The organism is Ruegeria sp. AD9 (assembly GCF_056542305.1).
In genome coordinates, this window is the sequence record NZ_JBQFZP010000006.1 from 194,347 (window position 1) to 211,450 (window position 17,104).

At 58.8% G+C, this 17,104-nt stretch carries 18 protein-coding genes; 9 read left to right on the plus strand and 9 right to left on the minus strand.

Annotated features, from left to right (window positions below):
• Positions 1 to 5: 5 nt before the first annotated feature.
• Complete coding sequence (locus ACR0AM_RS11405) at positions 6 to 1,709, minus strand: acyl-CoA dehydrogenase family protein (protein ID WP_480622954.1); 1,704 nt, start codon at positions 1,707 to 1,709, stop codon at positions 6 to 8.
• 138 nt (positions 1,710 to 1,847) lie between these two features.
• Here ACR0AM_RS11405 and ACR0AM_RS11410 point away from each other — a divergent pair, with 138 nt between their 5' ends.
• Positions 1,848 to 2,798, plus strand: a complete 951-nt coding sequence (locus ACR0AM_RS11410) for an L-threonylcarbamoyladenylate synthase (RefSeq protein ID WP_480622955.1) — start codon at positions 1,848 to 1,850, stop codon at positions 2,796 to 2,798.
• On the opposite strand, the gene ACR0AM_RS11415 is transcribed toward ACR0AM_RS11410, so the two are convergent.
• The gene (locus ACR0AM_RS11415; RefSeq protein WP_480474992.1) at positions 2,799 to 3,353 is read right to left on the minus strand and encodes a YqgE/AlgH family protein; all 555 of its coding nucleotides are present in this window, start codon (positions 3,351 to 3,353) and stop codon (positions 2,799 to 2,801) included.
• A gap of 157 nt (positions 3,354 to 3,510) precedes the next feature.
• On the opposite strand from ACR0AM_RS11415, the gene ACR0AM_RS11420 reads away from it, so the two are divergent.
• On the plus strand, positions 3,511 to 4,311 hold the full coding sequence (locus tag ACR0AM_RS11420) for a protein-disulfide reductase DsbD domain-containing protein (RefSeq protein WP_480622956.1): 801 nt from the start codon (positions 3,511 to 3,513) through the stop codon (positions 4,309 to 4,311).
• Between the two features lie 4 nt (positions 4,312 to 4,315).
• Positions 4,316 to 4,735, plus strand: a complete 420-nt coding sequence (locus ACR0AM_RS11425) for an NUDIX hydrolase (RefSeq protein ID WP_480474988.1) — start codon at positions 4,316 to 4,318, stop codon at positions 4,733 to 4,735.
• Here the strand turns inward: ACR0AM_RS11425 and ACR0AM_RS11430 are convergent.
• The 7 genes from ACR0AM_RS11430 to ACR0AM_RS11460 form a co-directional block, all read right to left on the minus strand.
• Positions 4,732 to 8,133 (minus strand): efflux RND transporter permease subunit, encoded by a 3,402-nt coding sequence (locus ACR0AM_RS11430; RefSeq protein WP_480622957.1) that lies wholly within the window; start codon positions 8,131 to 8,133, stop codon positions 4,732 to 4,734. The genes ACR0AM_RS11425 and ACR0AM_RS11430 overlap by 4 nt on opposite strands.
• A gap of 5 nt (positions 8,134 to 8,138) precedes the next feature.
• Positions 8,139 to 9,587 carry an efflux RND transporter periplasmic adaptor subunit gene (locus tag ACR0AM_RS11435; protein WP_480623004.1) on the minus strand — a complete coding sequence of 483 codons (1,449 nt, stop codon included), beginning with the start codon at positions 9,585 to 9,587 and terminating at the stop codon, positions 8,139 to 8,141.
• A 106-nt stretch (positions 9,588 to 9,693) separates the two neighbouring features.
• On the minus strand, positions 9,694 to 10,236 hold the full coding sequence (moaB, locus tag ACR0AM_RS11440) for a molybdenum cofactor biosynthesis protein B (RefSeq protein ID WP_480604684.1): 543 nt from the start codon (positions 10,234 to 10,236) through the stop codon (positions 9,694 to 9,696).
• 6 nt (positions 10,237 to 10,242) lie between these two features.
• The gene (locus tag ACR0AM_RS11445) at positions 10,243 to 10,863 is read right to left on the minus strand and encodes a LysE family translocator (RefSeq protein WP_480622958.1); all 621 of its coding nucleotides are present in this window, start codon (positions 10,861 to 10,863) and stop codon (positions 10,243 to 10,245) included.
• Entirely contained in the window at positions 10,860 to 11,459 is a 600-nt protein-coding gene (locus ACR0AM_RS11450) for a metallophosphoesterase family protein (RefSeq protein WP_480622959.1), read from the minus strand. The genes ACR0AM_RS11445 and ACR0AM_RS11450 overlap by 4 nt, the downstream gene beginning before the upstream one ends.
• Positions 11,456 to 12,223 carry a uracil-DNA glycosylase gene (locus tag ACR0AM_RS11455; RefSeq protein ID WP_480622960.1) on the minus strand — a complete coding sequence of 256 codons (768 nt, stop codon included), beginning with the start codon at positions 12,221 to 12,223 and terminating at the stop codon, positions 11,456 to 11,458. The genes ACR0AM_RS11450 and ACR0AM_RS11455 overlap by 4 nt, the downstream gene beginning before the upstream one ends.
• The gene (locus ACR0AM_RS11460; protein WP_480622961.1) at positions 12,157 to 12,471 is read right to left on the minus strand and encodes a hypothetical protein; all 315 of its coding nucleotides are present in this window, start codon (positions 12,469 to 12,471) and stop codon (positions 12,157 to 12,159) included. The genes ACR0AM_RS11455 and ACR0AM_RS11460 overlap by 67 nt, the downstream gene beginning before the upstream one ends.
• A 509-nt stretch (positions 12,472 to 12,980) precedes the next feature.
• On the opposite strand from ACR0AM_RS11460, the gene ACR0AM_RS11465 reads away from it, so the two are divergent.
• The 6 genes from ACR0AM_RS11465 to ACR0AM_RS11490 are packed head-to-tail and all read left to right on the plus strand — an operon-like array spanning position 12,981 to position 16,950.
• Positions 12,981 to 13,916, plus strand: coding sequence for an aspartate carbamoyltransferase catalytic subunit (locus ACR0AM_RS11465; protein ID WP_480622962.1), 936 nt, complete (start codon positions 12,981 to 12,983; stop codon positions 13,914 to 13,916).
• Complete coding sequence (locus ACR0AM_RS11470) at positions 13,913 to 14,431, plus strand: hypothetical protein (protein ID WP_480554246.1); 519 nt, start codon at positions 13,913 to 13,915, stop codon at positions 14,429 to 14,431. Before ACR0AM_RS11465 ends, ACR0AM_RS11470 begins: the two co-directional genes overlap by 4 nt.
• Positions 14,416 to 14,802, plus strand: a complete 387-nt coding sequence (locus ACR0AM_RS11475; protein ID WP_480474974.1) for a hypothetical protein — start codon at positions 14,416 to 14,418, stop codon at positions 14,800 to 14,802. The genes ACR0AM_RS11470 and ACR0AM_RS11475 overlap by 16 nt, the downstream gene beginning before the upstream one ends.
• A complete protein-coding gene (gene pyrC, locus ACR0AM_RS11480; RefSeq protein WP_480622963.1) occupies positions 14,799 to 16,079 on the plus strand; it encodes a dihydroorotase in 1,281 nt (426 codons plus the stop codon). Before ACR0AM_RS11475 ends, pyrC begins: the two co-directional genes overlap by 4 nt.
• Positions 16,079 to 16,684: a glycerol-3-phosphate 1-O-acyltransferase PlsY gene (gene plsY / locus ACR0AM_RS11485; protein WP_480585434.1), complete on the plus strand. Its 606-nt coding sequence runs from the start codon at positions 16,079 to 16,081 to the stop codon at positions 16,682 to 16,684. The genes pyrC and plsY overlap by 1 nt, the downstream gene beginning before the upstream one ends.
• On the plus strand, positions 16,681 to 16,950 hold the full coding sequence (locus ACR0AM_RS11490) for a hypothetical protein (RefSeq protein ID WP_480483043.1): 270 nt from the start codon (positions 16,681 to 16,683) through the stop codon (positions 16,948 to 16,950). Before plsY ends, ACR0AM_RS11490 begins: the two co-directional genes overlap by 4 nt.
• The last annotated feature ends 154 nt before the right edge of the window (positions 16,951 to 17,104 follow it).

A 17,104-nucleotide genomic window follows, 5' to 3' on the forward strand; every position in this document is an offset into this window, starting at 1 on the left:
ATCCATCAGGCTGCAAACTCGTCCGTGCTCAGCGCGAAAAGGTCATCCGCCCCGTTCTGCGCCCGCGCCAAAAGGCCCGAATGTTCGGGCAACAGGGTGTTGATATAATATCGCGCCAGTTTCGCCCGCGGTCCCTCTGGGTCGGCAAGGGCTGCGGTCAGGTGATAATGCCCGCCCAGCACCCGGGCAAAAGCCTGCAAATAAGCAACTGCGCCTGCAAAGCGGTTATTCAAATCGTCCTGTGCGACCAGCCACTCTGTCGCCTCGCGCAGTGTTTCGGTGGCTTCCCAGACCGGACCCGCCAGATCAGGCAGCATTGCACGGGCGCGTTCGGCCTGGTCTTCGATCTCATCCAGCAAGTTCGAAGCAGCCTCGCCCCCGTCCATCATCTTCCGCGCAACAAGGTCCATCGCCTGAATACCGTTGGTGCCCTCGTAGATCGCGGTGACACGCGCATCGCGATAGAACTGTGCCGCGCCGGTTTCCTCAATATATCCCATGCCACCATGCACCTGGACCCCGGTTTCAGCCACACGCATCCCGGTCTGAGTACCAAACGCCTTGCTGATCGGCGTCAACAGCGCGGCCCGCGCAGCCCAATCGGCGTCACCAGTGGCCTCTGCCATATCGATCGCAACCGCATTGGCCAACAGGATCGCGCGCGCGGCATAAACATCAGCACGCATATCCAAAAGCATGCGGCGCACATCCGCATGATCGATGATCGTCCCGGACGGCGTTTTGCCTTGTTTCCGTTCCAGGGCATAGGCCAACGCGTGCTGGTATGCACCTTCGGCCACGCCCACGCCCTGTCCGCCCACACCAAGACGCGCATTGTTCATCATGGTAAACATGGCAGCCATACCGCCATGTTCGGCACCCACCAGCCAGCCTTTGGCTCTGTCATATTGCATCACGCAGGTGGGCGATCCGTGCAAACCCATCTTGTGTTCCAGCGAAACCACTTTTAGATCATTGGCCGCGCCCGGGTCACCATTTGCGTCAGGCAGGAATTTAGGGACAAGGAACAATGAAATCCCTTTGGTGCCGGGCACCCCATCGGGAAGGCGAGCCAGTACCAGATGGCAGACATTCTCGGTAAAATCGGTATCGCCCCACGAGATGAATATCTTTTGACCGGTGATCGAATATGTCCCGTCACCGTTCGGCTCAGCCTTCGCAGACAGCGCGCCAACATCCGATCCGGCCTGAGCTTCGGTCAGGTTCATGGTGCCCGACCATTCCCCCGTCATCATCTTAGGCAGATACAGCGCTTTCAATTCGTCGCTGGCGTGATACTCCAACGCCTCAATCTGGCCCTGAGACATAAGCGGCGCAAGTTGAAGCGACAGGCAAGCAGCACTCATCATCTCGTTGACCGCCGTGGTGATGGTCATAGGCAGCCCCATCCCCCCGTATTTAGGATTGCCACTGATCCCGATCCAGCCACCTTCGGCAATTGCCTTCCAACCGTCTGCATATCCCGGAGAAGTTCGCAGCACGCCATTTTCAAGTCGTGCAGGTTCCAGATCACCGGGGCGCTGCAGAGGGGCCATCACCTCTTCGCACATTTTTCCAGCTTCGGTCAGGATCGCATTGACCACATCCCCGCTGGCATCAACAAATTTATCCGTCGCAGCGACCTGGTCGAACCCGACCACATGGTCCAGCAGGAACTGGTAATCTGAAATTGGGGTGCGATAGGGCATGATCACTCTCGAAGGCTAACAATTCAGAACATATCGGCAGGCTTGGAATTGTGGGCAAGCGCCGGTAAGCGTATGAGCTTGGATCAATTACCTACTGTCCCTTATGTTTCAAGCAACCAAAACGCGGCGTCACCAGTTATGATCTCAACCGGCACTCAGGAATTGACGGCGGATCCCGGCGGTATCGCGCGGGCTGCAGATATGTTGCGACAGGGCCTTCTGGTCGCCTTCCCGACCGAGACGGTCTATGGCCTGGGCGGCGATGCACGCAACGGGCAGGCGGTGGCGTCGATCTACGAGGCCAAGGGGCGGCCCAGTTTCAACCCCCTGATCGCACATGTCGCATCGGTCGCCGCGGCGCAACGGTATGTGCTATGGTCAAATCAGGCCGAGCATCTGGCGCAGGCCTTTTGGCCCGGTCCGCTTACCTTGGTTTTGCCCTTGCGCGAAGGGCACGGGATTTCTTCGCTAGTGACGGCAGGTTTGGACACGCTGGCCGTGCGCGTTCCGGCACATCCGACAGCGCACGCGCTGCTGGCCGAATTTGATGGCCCGGTTGCTGCGCCATCTGCAAACCCGTCGGGTCAGATCAGTCCGACCAAGGCAAGTCATGTCTGGTCAGGTCTTGGCGGCAAGATCGCGGCTGTTCTGGATGACGGGCCGTGCGGTGTCGGGCTTGAATCCACCATCATCGGTCTGGCTGGGGAACCCGCGCTTTTGCGTCCAGGTGGCATCGCGCTGGAGCAAATCGAAGAGACGCTGAAAACACACCTACATCTGCATCAATCCGGTGACCTTCTGACCGCCCCCGGCCAGTTGCAATCGCATTATGCGCCGGATGCTCCGGTCCGTTTGAATGCCGGAACCCGTCAGGGTGACGAGGTGTTGCTGGGATTTGGACAGGTTGAGTGCGACCTGAACTTGTCCGCCATTGGCGACCTGACCGAAGCGGCGGCAAATCTGTTTGCGTTTCTGCATCAACTGAACGAAACCGGGCGACCGATTGCCGTTTCTCCGATCCCAGGCACGGCATTGGGGGCGGCAATCAATGACCGGCTGCGGCGCGCTGCAGCACCTCGCGACAGCTGATCAGGCCCGCCCTGCGCTGGCAGAAAGGGTCAGCGGGTCCACGCCCAAAGTAGCCAACGCTGCCTCCCATTTCGCATCATCGGGCACATCGAAAACAAGCTTGGGTGTCGCGTCGGTGGTCAGCCAACCGTTCATGGCAATTTCATCCTCAAGCTGACCGGGCCCCCAGCCGGAATAACCCAGCGCCAGCATCGAGTTCAGCGGCCCGCTGCCTGACGCCAAATCCTCGAGCACATCAAGTGTCGCCGTCATGCTGAAGTCCTCAGAAATCTGCATTGAATGCAGGTTGGCCTCGTAATCGGCGCTGTGAAGGACAAAGCCGCGCGACATCTCGACCGGCCCACCGAAATGCACAAGGCGCTCTCCGACAATCGGAATACGGCAGGCGATGTTCAGTTGACCCAGCAAGGTCTTTATCCGCAGGTCCGAGGGCTTGTTCACAATCAAACCCATGGCTCCATCGTCGCCGTGGCTGCACACATACACCACCGAATGGTCGAATCGCGGATCCCCCATACCGGGCATCGCAATCAACAGTTTTCCGGTCAGGTCCATGGGCCGCCATCTCTTTCTCAGAACACCTCAACAATGGCCCCGCAGCATGTCTATTGGCAAGAGAACAACGGGTATTTTGGCGGATATCATCCCAGTGAACAGAACGTGACTTGGAATCCGGGCCAACGCCGCGCATTTAAGAGGGATGAAGATGTCGATGAAACACACTGCTGTCGCCGCACTTGCTTGCCTGCATCTGTCCGCCCCGGTTGCCGCACAGGGTCTGGATGGTGTCGTTCAGCTGGATGTTCTGGATGGTGGCCGGACTGCAAACGGCACTTATCTTACCGCCTTAAAGCTGACGCTCGAGGATGGTTGGAAAACCTACTGGCGCGCGCCCGGAGACGCTGGCATCCCGCCGGAAATCAACTGGAAACGGTCAAGCAATGTCGGGCGGGTTGAGATCACATGGCCTGCCCCCGATGTCTTTGATCAGAACGGGTTGCAGTCGATCGGTTACAAGAACCAACTGGTCCTTCCTATTGAGATTACGCCGCGCAACCCTGCCAAGCCGGTCCGATTGCAGGGCGAAATGGATCTGGGCGTCTGCAAAGACGTTTGTATTCCGGAACGTCTGGGCTTTGACCACACGCTCGACGCCAATGCCGGGCGCCATCCCGCGATTGCCGCGGCACTGGCGCAACGTCCCTATTCCGCGCAGGAAGCTCGCGTGTCCAGTGCCACGTGTCGTCTGACGCGAACGAAAGATGGTATGCGTATCGAAGCACGAGTGACCATGCCATCGGCAGGTGGTCATGAAGTTGCTGTGATCGAACCCGGCAATCCCACCCTCTGGGCTTCGCAGCCGGTTGCGCAACGGCAGGGCGATACGTTGGTGGCCGAGGCCGAGATTATCAATGCATCGGGTACACCCTTTGCGCTGGATCGGTCTGATATCCGGATTACAGTTCTGGGCGCCAATCACGCAGTTGATATTCAGGGTTGCAGCGCAGGCTGAATTCATGACCCAATCGCCAAAAATCGGTGCCCTGGCCGTTGTTCTGCATCAGGATCAGGTTCTTCTGGTTCAGCGCAGCAAGCAGCCCGACGCCGGGCTGTGGGGGTTTCCCGGTGGCCATGTCGAATGGGGTGAAACCGTATTGGAAGCGGCGCAACGCGAATTGCTGGAAGAAACCTCGGTGATCGCGCAACCGTCACATTATCTGAACAATCTGGACCTTCTGCGCCGAACCCCAGATGGGCTGGTCGTGTCCCATTACCTGCTGGTCGGGGTCGCATGTCAGTATCGCTCGGGCACGCCGAGGGCCGGTGACGACGCACTTGATGCCCGGTGGTTTCCCATCGATCAGATACGCCAGGGCAACCTGCCCATGAGCGCGCGGGTCATTGAGCTTTTGGAATATGCCTTGCTTGCGGTTTAAGTACCTGCCGATTTCGTGAGGCGACCATAGAGTATACCTGAGGCAGCAATGCTTAGAATCACAATCGGTACAGCGCCGGCAACAAACGCGCCCAGCCCCATTTTCAATGCGGCAATGCCATCATCACCGGGATAAAGGCTTTGTAGCATGGCAAGCGGTGCACCGTTGACAGCGGGCCAGATCATCGTCAAGGCAAACCAGATCCCAAGTATCACGCCGGTTCCGGCCAACGCGCCACGAACAACCTTGTCAGGGGCCCGTGCAGCACGGCGCATGGCTGTCATCGGACGTGCCACGTCATTAAGAATTCCCAGCAAGGCAGGTACAAGAACCAACACCAGCAACATTCCGAAACCAAGCCCGTATACCAGTGTGATTACAGTCGGTTTCAAGAATTGCGCCTGTTGAGAGCCTTCATATAGTAAGGGCGCAAGGCCAAGAACCGTCGTCAGCGTGGTCAGCATCACGGGGCGCAACCTGTCTGCCGTGCCATCCAGAATAGACGGAATCAACCCGCGATCCTGCTGGTATGCGTCGATCGTAGTCACCAAAACGATCGAATCGTTGATGATGATCCCTGTCATGCCCAACAACCCGACAACCGTGAACATGCTCAGCGGAACCTCCCAGATGTAATGGCCCCAAATTGCCCCGACCAGGCCAAAGGGAATAATCGCCATAACCACAAGGGGTCGTGTCCAGCTGGCAAAAACCCAGGCCAGTACAAGATAAATACCGGTCAGGCACAGGATCAGACCGTTGCGGGCCTCGGACAGGAATTCGTTTTCCTGTTCGCTCAGACCCGACATGCGCCACTCAACCTGCCTTTCGGCCGCGATATTGGGAAGGATCTCGTCCTGCATCACGCGTTCAATTTCGGCGGCCCGTGCCGGATCGTCTTCCGAAATATCGCCTGTTACCGAAACCACCCTCAGGCCGTTTTCACGCCGAACCGTCGAAAACCCGGACTTGCGCTCGACCGAAACGATATCAGCCAAAGGTACGTAGACCCCATCAGGAGAACGCATCAGAGTTCGTTCCAGAAAATCTGCTGTCAGTTCACCTTCGGGCAGTTCGACACGGATCTCGGCACTGCGCGGCCCGTCAGGGAAGGTTGCGGCCTCAATCCCGTTCAAACGGTTGCGCAAAGCCCGCCCCAGCGTTTCGATCCGAAAGCCCAGCGCCTGACCCTGCGCCGTCAGGTCAAGAAGAAACTCTTCCTTGTCATATGCCAAAGTGTCCTCAAGTGCCGAAACTTCAGGAAACTTCGACAGCGCAGTTTGCAGATCTTCAGATGCGGCTTTCAGGACATTTACGTCTGAGCCATAAAATTGCACATCGATTGCATCGCCGCCGGGGCCGGACCGCCAACCGCGGAAGCTGATCACTTCGACCTTGGGGTGACGCGGTACGAAATCCTGTAGCTCGCCCACAAACTCAAAACTCGAATATGGGCGCAGATCGGCGTCGATCAATTCAATCGAAATACCTCCCAGCACACTGCCGTCCTTGCCGTCAGCCGCAGCAAGCGCACGCCCGGCATTGCCACCAACTTCAGCCAGGACATAGTCAATTGGATTTCGGCCATGACGCTCTTCGTAAATCCGGCCCAGTTCGTTGGTTGCATCCTGTAGAATGCGCATCATCTCAAGTGTATCTGACCGGGTCGACCCTTCGCGCATAATAAACCCGCCGCTGACCGAACTGCGTTCAGGCGCGTTGAAGAACCGCCAGTTCACGTCGCCACGAATGAACAATGCGACCTGACTGGCCAGGATGGCGATCATCAGCGCGGCCACCACATAACGCGCCCAGATCACCCAGGCGATCAGCGGACGGAACAAGTGATCCCGAACCCAACGAAAGCCACGATTGACGACACGGTTCGGCAGATCGTACCAGTGTTCCTTGGCCGAATGCGCAATTGCATGCGCCATGTGATTGGGCAGGATCAGGAAGCATTCCACCAGCGATGCAACCAGAACTGCGATCACCGTGAAAGGGATATCGCGGATCAGCTCTCCGAAACGTCCTCCAACCAACGTCAGGCCGAAAAACGCAATCACCGTCGTTACCGTGGCGGCCAGAACCGGCATTGCCATTCGACGCGCGGCGCGCTCTGCGGCTTCCACTGGTGTCTCGCCCAATCGGCGGGAGCGAAAATCAGCGTGCTCCCCCACGACAATGGCATCATCTACAACGATCCCCAACGTAATGATCAGACCAAACAGTGAAACCATGTTCAGCGACAGACCGCCCAGATACATCAGCGCAATCGCCGCCGACATCGCCACCGGGATACCCGCAGCAACCCAAAACGCAATGCGCGCATTGAGAAATAGGAACAACAGGATGACAACAAGCCCCAGCCCCATCAGCCCGTTATCCACGAGGATGTTCAACCGGTCGGTAATTGCTTGCGCCCGGGTGCGGATCAGATCAATTCTCACACCTTCAGGCAGGCTGGCCTGCATCTCGCGGGCAACGTCCTCCACCGTGTGCTGAATACCTATCGCATCGCCCAGGTTCGACCGGTCCACTCTGATCGACATGGCGGGATTGTCGCCCACATAATAGCTGCGGTCGCGGGTGACGCCTTCTACCCAAATTCTGGCAATGTCACCAACCTTCAGTTTCGACCCATCTTCGTTCGTCCGCAGAGCGATGCCTTCGATCTGTTCTGGCGTGCGTTTCTCAGTTCCCGCCCGGACACGAGCACCCGCACCTTCGACATTGCCAGCGGGGTCCGTATTGACTTCGGCACCTATCGCTGCCGCGATTTCGGCCATCGTTATATCGTTTGCGATTAACTGAGCGGTGGTGACCTCGACAACGATGCGCGGTGCGGCAATACCCCGGATTGTCGTGCGGGTCACACCTGATGCGAATAAACGATTGATAAGCTCATCCGTCAGCTTAGCCAGCTGAGCAGTATCGGTCGGACCGGTAATCACCACATCCGTCACCCGATCACGCCACGCACCGCGTTGAATCTTGGGCTCCTCAGCGTCTTCCGGCAGATCTGTGACAGCGTCTACGGCGGTCCGGACTTCCTCAACAGCGCGGGACACATCCCAGTTGGGTTCGAATTCCAGCCTGATACGGGTCCAGCCCGGATGCGAGGAAGCCTCGGTACTGGTCACCCCTTCGACGGCCAGCAGCGCAGGTTCCAGCAACTGCACGATCCCGGCGTCCATGTCCTCGGGCCCGGCACCATCCCAGGTTACGGATACATCGACGCGTTCCAGAATGACGTCCGGAAAGAACTGTGCACGCATGTTCGGGATTGCCGCCGCGCCAAGAACCAGCATGACAAGCAACAGCAGGTTGGCAACTGTCCGATGCCGCGTGAAATAACTGAGAAGGCCACCCGCCGCGCCAGGTATCTCGCGCATCATGGCGTTTATCCCCCAGCCCTGGTTTCAATACTGCGCACCAAAGATGTCGGCACACGAGCTTCGCGCAGCCGGGTTAGAACCTTCGTCTTTTCCTTCGGTGGCATTGCACTGTTCGCCTCGACTTGAGCTACAAGTTCGGCGCGTTTCTCGTCCGTCAGCTCGACCATTCCGGAGTCTGCACCCGCCTCAAGCCGCAGGGGCCGAACACGCACGCCCGACCCAAGCAGGGGGGTTCGTCCGACGACGACCTCACGCCCTTCCAACCCGTCGCCCCGCAGCAGAACTTCGTCCCCCTGGCGGCGGATGAGCTGAACCGGCAGATTTTCCAATCGGTCATCAGGGCCAAGAACCAGAACTGTTCCGGATGCATCAAGGACCGAAGACGGCAGTCGGTAAACTCCGGCAAGGGGCTGTTCCTGAACTGAAACCGTAACGAAATCTCCAGGTTTAAACCCCGATGCCTCTTGCAGGCGGGCATAGATCAACCGCCCGGTCTGGCCTTCACCGGCAGACCCGCTATCGCGGCTAATCTGGCCAATTGCGGTCAGATCGGTCCCTGTGACTTCAAGAGATATGGTGACCGGCGCATTGATCAGACGATCGCCGCCATCCAGAAGCCGCACATATTGCGCGGTCGACACCCGAAACGCCACCTCTAAGTCGTTGGGATCAACCAGTTCAGCAAGCTTTTCATTTGCAGATACCAGCCGCCCTTCCACAAGCGTAACATCCGTTAAAGTGCCGCCAAAGCCCGCCCGGATTGTCATGTCGCCCAGATCGCGCTCCGCAGCTTCCAGTGCTATCATGGCTCGGGCAAACAGGGTTGATGCCTGATCCACACGGGATTCAGCCTGTGCCAGCGCAATACGCCGCGCCAGAACGGCCTGTTGCGATGATGCTGCGGCCAGTTCGGCCTCTTCCACGCTGGCGGCGGCCCCCACGCCCCGTGATTCCAGATCCCGTTGGCGTTGCAACGCCCTTTCCCGCAGTTCCGCCTGAGCCTCGGCCGATTTCAGCTCGTCCTGCGCCAGCAGCAACGAGCGTTCTGCATCTCGCTCTTCAAATTGGGCGTCCAAGAGATCGGACTTTGCCCGATCCAGCGCGGATTGCGCATCTGCCGGATCCAGTTCGACCAGCACTTCGCCAGCCTCAACAATTCCACCATCTTCAAAGTCTTCTGCCAGCGCGACAACGCGACCTCCAAGCGCCGCACGCAGCTCCAGCCTGCGGCGGCTTTGAACCTCTCCGAAAGCTTCAAGATATGGGGTGACGGTTTCCGCCTCGGCAGGCCGAACCGCAACAGCAAAGATCCTTTCTCGTGAGGGCGGTGTCGCGTTATCGTGCGTCAAAGCCTCCTGAACGGCCCCCACGATCATCTGCACGGCAACGAACAACAAAGCCAGCGCCAGAAACGCCAGAAAAATACCGACAAGACTATGCCGCAGAAATCGCATCAATCACTTACCCCGGTTGCACCACGCTGCCGTCCACAACATGTAGCTGGATCAGGAAATATGCCAAGCCACAAGGCGGTTATACGGAACGGAACGTATGACCAGTCTACTTCCGTCGCAGATGTTCGTCCAATCTGGGCATTATTTCCACAAAATTGCACGGGCGATGGCGATAATCGAACTGTTTTTCTAATATACCGTCCCACGCATCCTTGCAGGCTCCCGGGCTGCCGGGCAAGGCGAACAGGTATGTCCCCCCGGCAACGCCCCCCGTCGCCCGCGACTGCACCGCCGAAGTTCCAATCTTCTCCATCGAGATGATCGTGAAGACGGTGCCAAAGGCTTCTATCTCTTTCTCATAGACATCGCGATGCGCCTCGACGGTGACATCGCGCCCGGTCAGGCCCGTTCCACCGGTCGAAATCACAACGTCGATCTGTTCGTCCGCCACCCACGCGCGCAACTGATCTGCGATCTCTCTGCGCTCGTCCCGAATTATCCTCCGATCGGCGACGACATGGCCTGCCTTTTCGATCCGGTCCACCAATGTCTGACCCGAGCGGTCCTCTTCCATCGATCTGGTATCCGAGATTGTCAGAACGGCGATCTTAACCGGGATGAACTCCATTGTTTCGTCAATGCGCGACATGTGGTGTCAGGCCCTTTCCAGGATGGCAAGCCGGACCGCAAGGGCCGCAAAAATGCCCCCTGTAATCCAACCCAAAATACGTGAGGCGCGCGGATTCGAGACCAGATGACGCCCCGCGCTTCCGGCGAAAACACCTACCAGCCCGTTCACGACGAACCCACCGATGCCGATGATTGTGCCGAAGATCAAAAACTGCATCAGGACCGACCCCCGCGACGGGTCTACAAATTGTGGGATAAAGGCCAGAACGAACAGAATAACCTTGGGGTTCGTCAGATTGACAAGCATCCCATCCCGAAAGGACAACCGGGCCGGTTTGACAGGGGCCTCGGCCGACACTGCGCCATTTCGAATGGCACACCAGGCCAGATACAACAGGTATGCAACACCAACCCAGCGAATGACATCGAACAGCGATGGCACGGCCGTAACCGCCGCGCCAAGGCCCAGCCCAGCCAGAAGGACCTGTATCATTCCACCCGCGGAAATCCCGGCACTTGCGGCAATTGCAGCACGCGGACCTGATCGCAAACCCTGACCGAAACAGAACATCATATCCGCCCCCGGTGTCAGGTTCAGCGCCAGCGCAGCGGGAATGAAGGCAAGCAGCGTTACCGTCTCGATCATACGGCGACCTCGAACCAGTTTACCTTGGGACCGAGATTGGCGATCCGGGTGCGGCCAATCGAGCCGCGATAACCCCAGCTGTCGTGAATATGGCCGCAAAACGTGAAACGGGGCTGTATCCTTTCGATCGCGTTCCGGACAGCGACCGAACCAACAGCCATACCTTGCGAGGTCACATCCCCATGACCCTTGGGCGGTGAGTGCGAGATCAGGATATCCGCTCTGTCACAGCGCGCCAGCAGTTCGGCGGCCTCACCCTCGGTCAGATCACAGGACCAATCACCAAACGGTGTGGGTGGAACACCGTAGCCGAGTCCGAACAGGCGCAATCCATCCACTGTCATTCCCGTTCCATGCAGAACATGCACACCCTCGGGCACAGCTTTGCCCAGATCCTCTGCGCTTTCGGCATTCCCGGGTATCAGGACCAGGGGCGCTGAAACGCCCGAAAGCATCTGCATCGCTTCGTCCAGACCCAGACGCATGTTACAATAATCCCCGGCGCCAATAACCAGGTCGGCATCAGCGCTGGCCGCCACCAGATCAGCGGCGCGATTGCGCGCCATGTGAAGATCGGAAAACGCCAAGACCTTCATGACTCACCTCGCAGCCGGGCTTTCAACTCCAGCAGATCAGCCCAGGCCTGACGCTTCATTTGCGGCTGGCGCAGCAAATAAGCTGGATGAAACATCGGGATCACAGGCAGGTCCAGCGCCTGATCCCACTGGCCGCGCAATCGGGTAATCCCGCGCTTGCCCAGAACGGCCTGACAGCTGATATTACCCATCACCACCAGCACCTCGGGCCGGGCCAGCGCCACGTGACGTTCCAGGAACGGCTTCATCATCCCGATTTCTTCGGGCTTTGGGTCACGGTTCTGTGGGGGCCGCCATGGCAGCACGTTTGTGATATAGACGTTCTGCCTGCGATCCAGATCAATCGCGGCCAACATGCGATCCAGCAACTGGCCCGCGCGCCCGACAAAGGGCTTGCCCTCGCGGTCTTCGTCGCGGCCCGGAGCCTCACCAATGATCATCACCCGCGCACCGGGCGTTCCATCAGCAAAAACCAACTGCCGCGCCCCGCGCTTCAGCTCGCAGTGATCAAAAGCTTCCATCGCATCTCGCAACTGATCCAGTGACCCCGCCCCCTTGGCCACTGCTTGCGCAACCGTTACCGGGTCGGTCTGTCCGGGCTTTGACGGGATGGCTGCCGCAACCTCTGCCTTCTTGGGCTTTGGTGACGTGTCCGGCACCGAATATCGATCAACCGGAGCGTCCCCGATTGCTTCGGTCACGCCCAGTTCGACCTGCCATTCCAGCAGTGCCCGTGCAGAGTAATAGTCCAAGCCCGATTCCATATGGATAATTTACCCGCCTGAAGGCTGATGGAAAGCGAATTGGGCTTGATCGGTCGCTCTGTCGCGCCGACCATCTTGGTACGATGCTCAGAACCTTGCGAATCCTCCTGATCGGGCTTGGACTGGTGCTTTCCGGCGATCCGGCTTTGGCGACGTTCCACAACGTACAGGGCCAATGCCGCGCGGGCCAGTTCAAGTGCGGCACCACCTGCTGTTCCGGCGGTCAAAGATGCAGCTTTGATGGGCACTGCATACCGCTGGGCGGTACCTATTGCGGTGGCGGGCGCAGCTGCGGCCCGTTTGAACGCTGCGTGGCCGGAGGAGCGCGTTGTGCACCCGCAGGCGCAAACAAATGCACATCGCGTCTGGATTGCCCCGGTGACAGTTTTTGCAATGGGCGCGGCGAATGTGAACGAATTACACCAGATCCGGGTACAGCCCCTCCCACGATATGCGAGGATGGCCGCGCTTGCGCGCGCGGCTCGTCCTGCTTGCCGGGTGGGGGCTGTTCCCGCCCGGGATGGTTCCTGTGCGAGGAAACAGGCTCACAGTGCCGTCCGGGATTCAAATGCTCGGTCCATCAGGGTTGCGTGCCGATCAAAGCCATCGACTGCGGATACGGCAAATGGTGCAAACCGGGTGAACAATGTCTGCCAGAGGGTGGCTGCGAAAAACTGCCAGAGGGTTCTGATCCTTAGGTTGCTTTGCACCGCGTGGCTTTCTATAAGCGGCCCGATTGTCAGACAGGAGCCCGCCCATGCGTTTCGCCCATCGTCACCTTCTTGGCATCGAGCATCTGTCGCAATCCGATATCACCGAAATTCTCGATCTGGCCGAAACCTATGTCGACATGAACCGCCAGTCGACCAAACATTCGGATGTGTTGTCGGGGCTCACCCAGATCAACATGTTCTTTGAAAACTCAACCCGAACGCAGGCAAGCTTCGAACTGGCTGGCAAGCGTCTGGGTGCAGATGTGATGAACATGGCGATGCAGGCCAGTTCGATCAAAAAGGGCGAGACGCTGATCGACACTGCGCTGACCCTGAACGCGATGCATCCCGACCTTTTGGTGGTGCGTCACCCGCATTCGGGCGCGGTCGACCTGCTGGCGCAAAAGGTCAACTGCGCTGTTCTGAACGCAGGCGACGGGCGGCATGAACATCCGACTCAAGCTTTGCTGGACGCGCTGACGATCCGCCGCGCCAAAGGTCGCCTGCACCGTCTGAACATCGCCATTTGCGGCGATGTCGCGCACTCTCGTGTTGCTCGATCCAATTTGATCCTGCTGGGCAAGATGGAAAACCGCATTCGTCTGATCGGCCCGCCCACACTCGTGCCGTCGCAATTCGCCGAGTTCGGGGCCGAGGTTTATGACGACATGAACGAGGGTCTCAAAGACGTCGATGTGGTCATGATGCTGCGCCTTCAGAAAGAACGAATGGACGGAGGCTTCATCCCGTCAGAACGCGAATACTACCACCGTTACGGCTTGAATGCGGATAAGCTGGCGCTGGCCAAGCCCGATGCCATCGTCATGCACCCCGGCCCAATGAACCGCGGGGTTGAGATCGACGGAACCCTGGCTGATGACATCAATCGGTCCGTAATACAGGAGCAGGTGGAGATGGGGGTCGCTGTCCGCATGGCCGCAATGGACCTTCTGGCCCGCAACCTGCGCGAGGTTGCATGAACAATCTGAAGGTCGCCCCCCATGAACGCGGCGTCCTGCGCCTGTTCACGCTGGACATGCGCCCAGAAGAGGCAAAGTTCCTGCGCGAACCGGGTGCCGCCGATCAGGTGCTTGGCGTCGACGGGCTGGACCCCGAGCAGATCGACGTCTTTCCGGTGTCCGACCTCGAGGAACTTGGGCTTTACGGCTATCTGTACGAAGGGTGTGGCGTGTCCGAGGATCAGTTGGACCGTGCCGCGCTGGCGCAGATCGGCGGATGGGTCATGGTCCTGCGCAGCGCAGCGTTCAAAGACCAGACCATGACACTTGAACCCGATCCCCGGCTGCACCTGACGGGCCTTTTCACGGAAGAGGCAACCAATTGGACCGGCGGAACGATCGAAACCGAAAGCGCCAGACCTTTCTCGGCCCCGCAAACCGCGCCGGTTGACAACAAACCGCTCCGCATAGGCTCGGCTGTTATGGCATTGGTAGTACTTTTGATCACCGGAGGGATTCTATGGCTGATCCTGTAGTCTTTGCCCCGGACAAGGGCGCGTATATCCGCACCAATGCGTGGCTTGCGGCCGCTGCCATGGCCGGTGCAATGGCTGTGTTGTGGTTGACCGGCAACCCTTATGTCTGGACCGGAGCACCTGCTGGCCTCGCCGCTATCGGCATCCGCGCGTGGTATCTGGCATCGGAAGAACTGGCCGCAAACTGGAAGATGACCGACACTTTGTTGACCGGTCCCGGCGAGCGAAAAGTTGCGCTGAATCAGATCGAGGCGGTCAAAACCATGGGCAGTTTCGTGCAAGTCGTTACCAAGGGCGGAGACAAACACCTGATCAAGTATCAGGCCGATCCCGCCGCCACGAAGGCCGCCATCGAAAGGGCTGTTCCATGAATACCGTTCTTTTCACCAACGCACGCCTGATCGACCCCGAAGCGGGAGCAGAGTCAACTGGCTGGTTGCAGGTGAACGATGGCCGGATTACCGCCCGAGGCGAAGGAATTGCTCCGAGTACGGAGGGGCATATCGTAGATTGCAACGGCAAGTGCCTCGCCCCTGGCATCATCGATATTGGCGTCAAGGTCTGTGAACCCGGTGAACGTCATAAGGAAAGCTATCGGTCAGCAGGACTTGCTGCCGCGGCTGGCGGTGTCACGACGATTGTCACCCGACCGGATACTCTGCCAGCAGTCGACACACCGGAAACGCTGGAATTCGCGACACGCCGGGCGCAGGCCGATGCGCCGGTCAATGTTCTGCCGATGGCTGCCCTGACCAAAGGGCGCGAAGGGCGCGAGATGACCGAAATCGGGTTTTTGTTGGACGCGGGCGCGATCGCCTTCACCGATTGCGATTACGTCATCACCAATACAAAGGTGTTTTACCGCGCCCTGACCTATGCGAAGTCCTGTGGCGCGCTTGTGATAGCCCATCCGCAAGAGCCGGGGCTGAGCGCCGGGGCCGCGGCGACCAGCGGCAAGTTCGCCGCATTGCGCGGCCTACCCGCAGTGTCACCGATGGCAGAGCGGATGGGGCTGGACCGCGACATTGCCCTGTTGGAGATGACCGGCGCCGCCTATCACGCCGACCAGATCACCACGGCCCGGGCGCTGCCTGCACTGGAGCGCGCCAAGCGCAATGGGCTGGACATAACCGCAGGGACGTCGATCCACCACTTGACGTTGAACGAGCTTGACGTGGCCGACTATCGCACCTTCTTCAAGGTCAAGCCGCCGCTGCGATCAGAAGACGACAGGCAAGCGGTTATCGAAGCCGTTCGCACCGGGCTGATCGATATCATCAGCTCGATGCACACCCCTCAGGACGAAGAAAGCAAGCGCCTGCCGTTTGAAGAAGCGGCCTCTGGTGCGGTCGCACTGGAAACGCTTCTGCCTGCGGCCTTGCGCCTGTATCACGCGGGCCAGCTGGATCTGCCGACGCTGTTTCGGGCCATGGCCCTTAACCCGGCCAAGCGGCTTGGACTGGACAGCGGTCGCCTGTCGAAAGGCGCGCCAGCCGATCTGGTTCTGTTCGACCCGGATGTGCCTTTTGTGCTTGATCGGTTTGCACTAAAATCAAAATCTCAGAACACTCCATTTGACGGCCAGCGGATGCAAGGTAAGGTCATTTCGACCTATGTAGCAGGTAATGAAGTGTTCCGGAGACCCTGATGCCCCCAATCGACAACTCGACTAGCGAACTGCTCCAATGGGCGGTGGTTGGATACCTGATGGGCTCCATTCCCTTCGGCTTGTTGCTTGCCAAGATCATGGGGCTGGGAAATCTGCGCGAGATCGGGTCCGGCAATATCGGGGCGACAAATGTCCTGCGCACCGGCAACAAGGCCGCTGCGGCGCTGACCTTGCTGTTTGACGCAGGTAAAGGCGCGGCGGCCGTTCTGATTGCACGTGCCTATGCGGGTGAAGATGCGGCCCAAGTGGCTGCACTATTGGCGTTTTTGGGCCATTGCTTTCCGGTTTGGCTGAGCTTCAAGGGTGGCAAGGGCGTGGCAACCTTTCTGGGGCTTTGGCTGGCACTGGACTGGCGCATCGGTGTTGCCTGCTGCCTGACCTGGCTGGTCGCGGCGGCAATCTGGCGGATATCCTCGGTTGGCGCATTGGCTGCGGCCGCGCTGTCAACGACTTGGGTGTTGTTGCTGTCAAACGGGACTACATTTATCCTTGGGATAATTCTGACACTTCTGGTCTACTGGCGGCACAGCTCGAACGTCGCGCGGATCAAGGCCGGAACGGAACCCAGAATCGGAAAGCCGTGATCGCGCCAGACGGGTTTCTGTATGCCCTTTTTGCACTGCCCTTGGGCAGTTTCACCGGAACCTCCGGCGGTCGGCGCTATGTTGTTGTGCGTCAACGAATGGCGGGTGGTAAATCCCACAAGCTGGTTGCGCACGAACTGGGCGGAGCCGACTATATCAGCCTGAACCTGTATCAGACCATGGGCAGCGGCGCGTTGCTAAGACCCTGTGAAATGTCCGCATGCAAAGTCATCGCATTTGTCCTGAACCTAAGGCCGGATGCCTGAGGCGAGATCGGCAAAAAAGAACAGTGGCTCTATCACCTGCGCACAATCACAAATCATTGTTTTGAACGTGATCAGCCCGCTTCCCAAATCGCTATCGTGACGGTCAATTACGGGCCACACAGGACAACAATCTGGGCCTTACGGCGGCAATTTT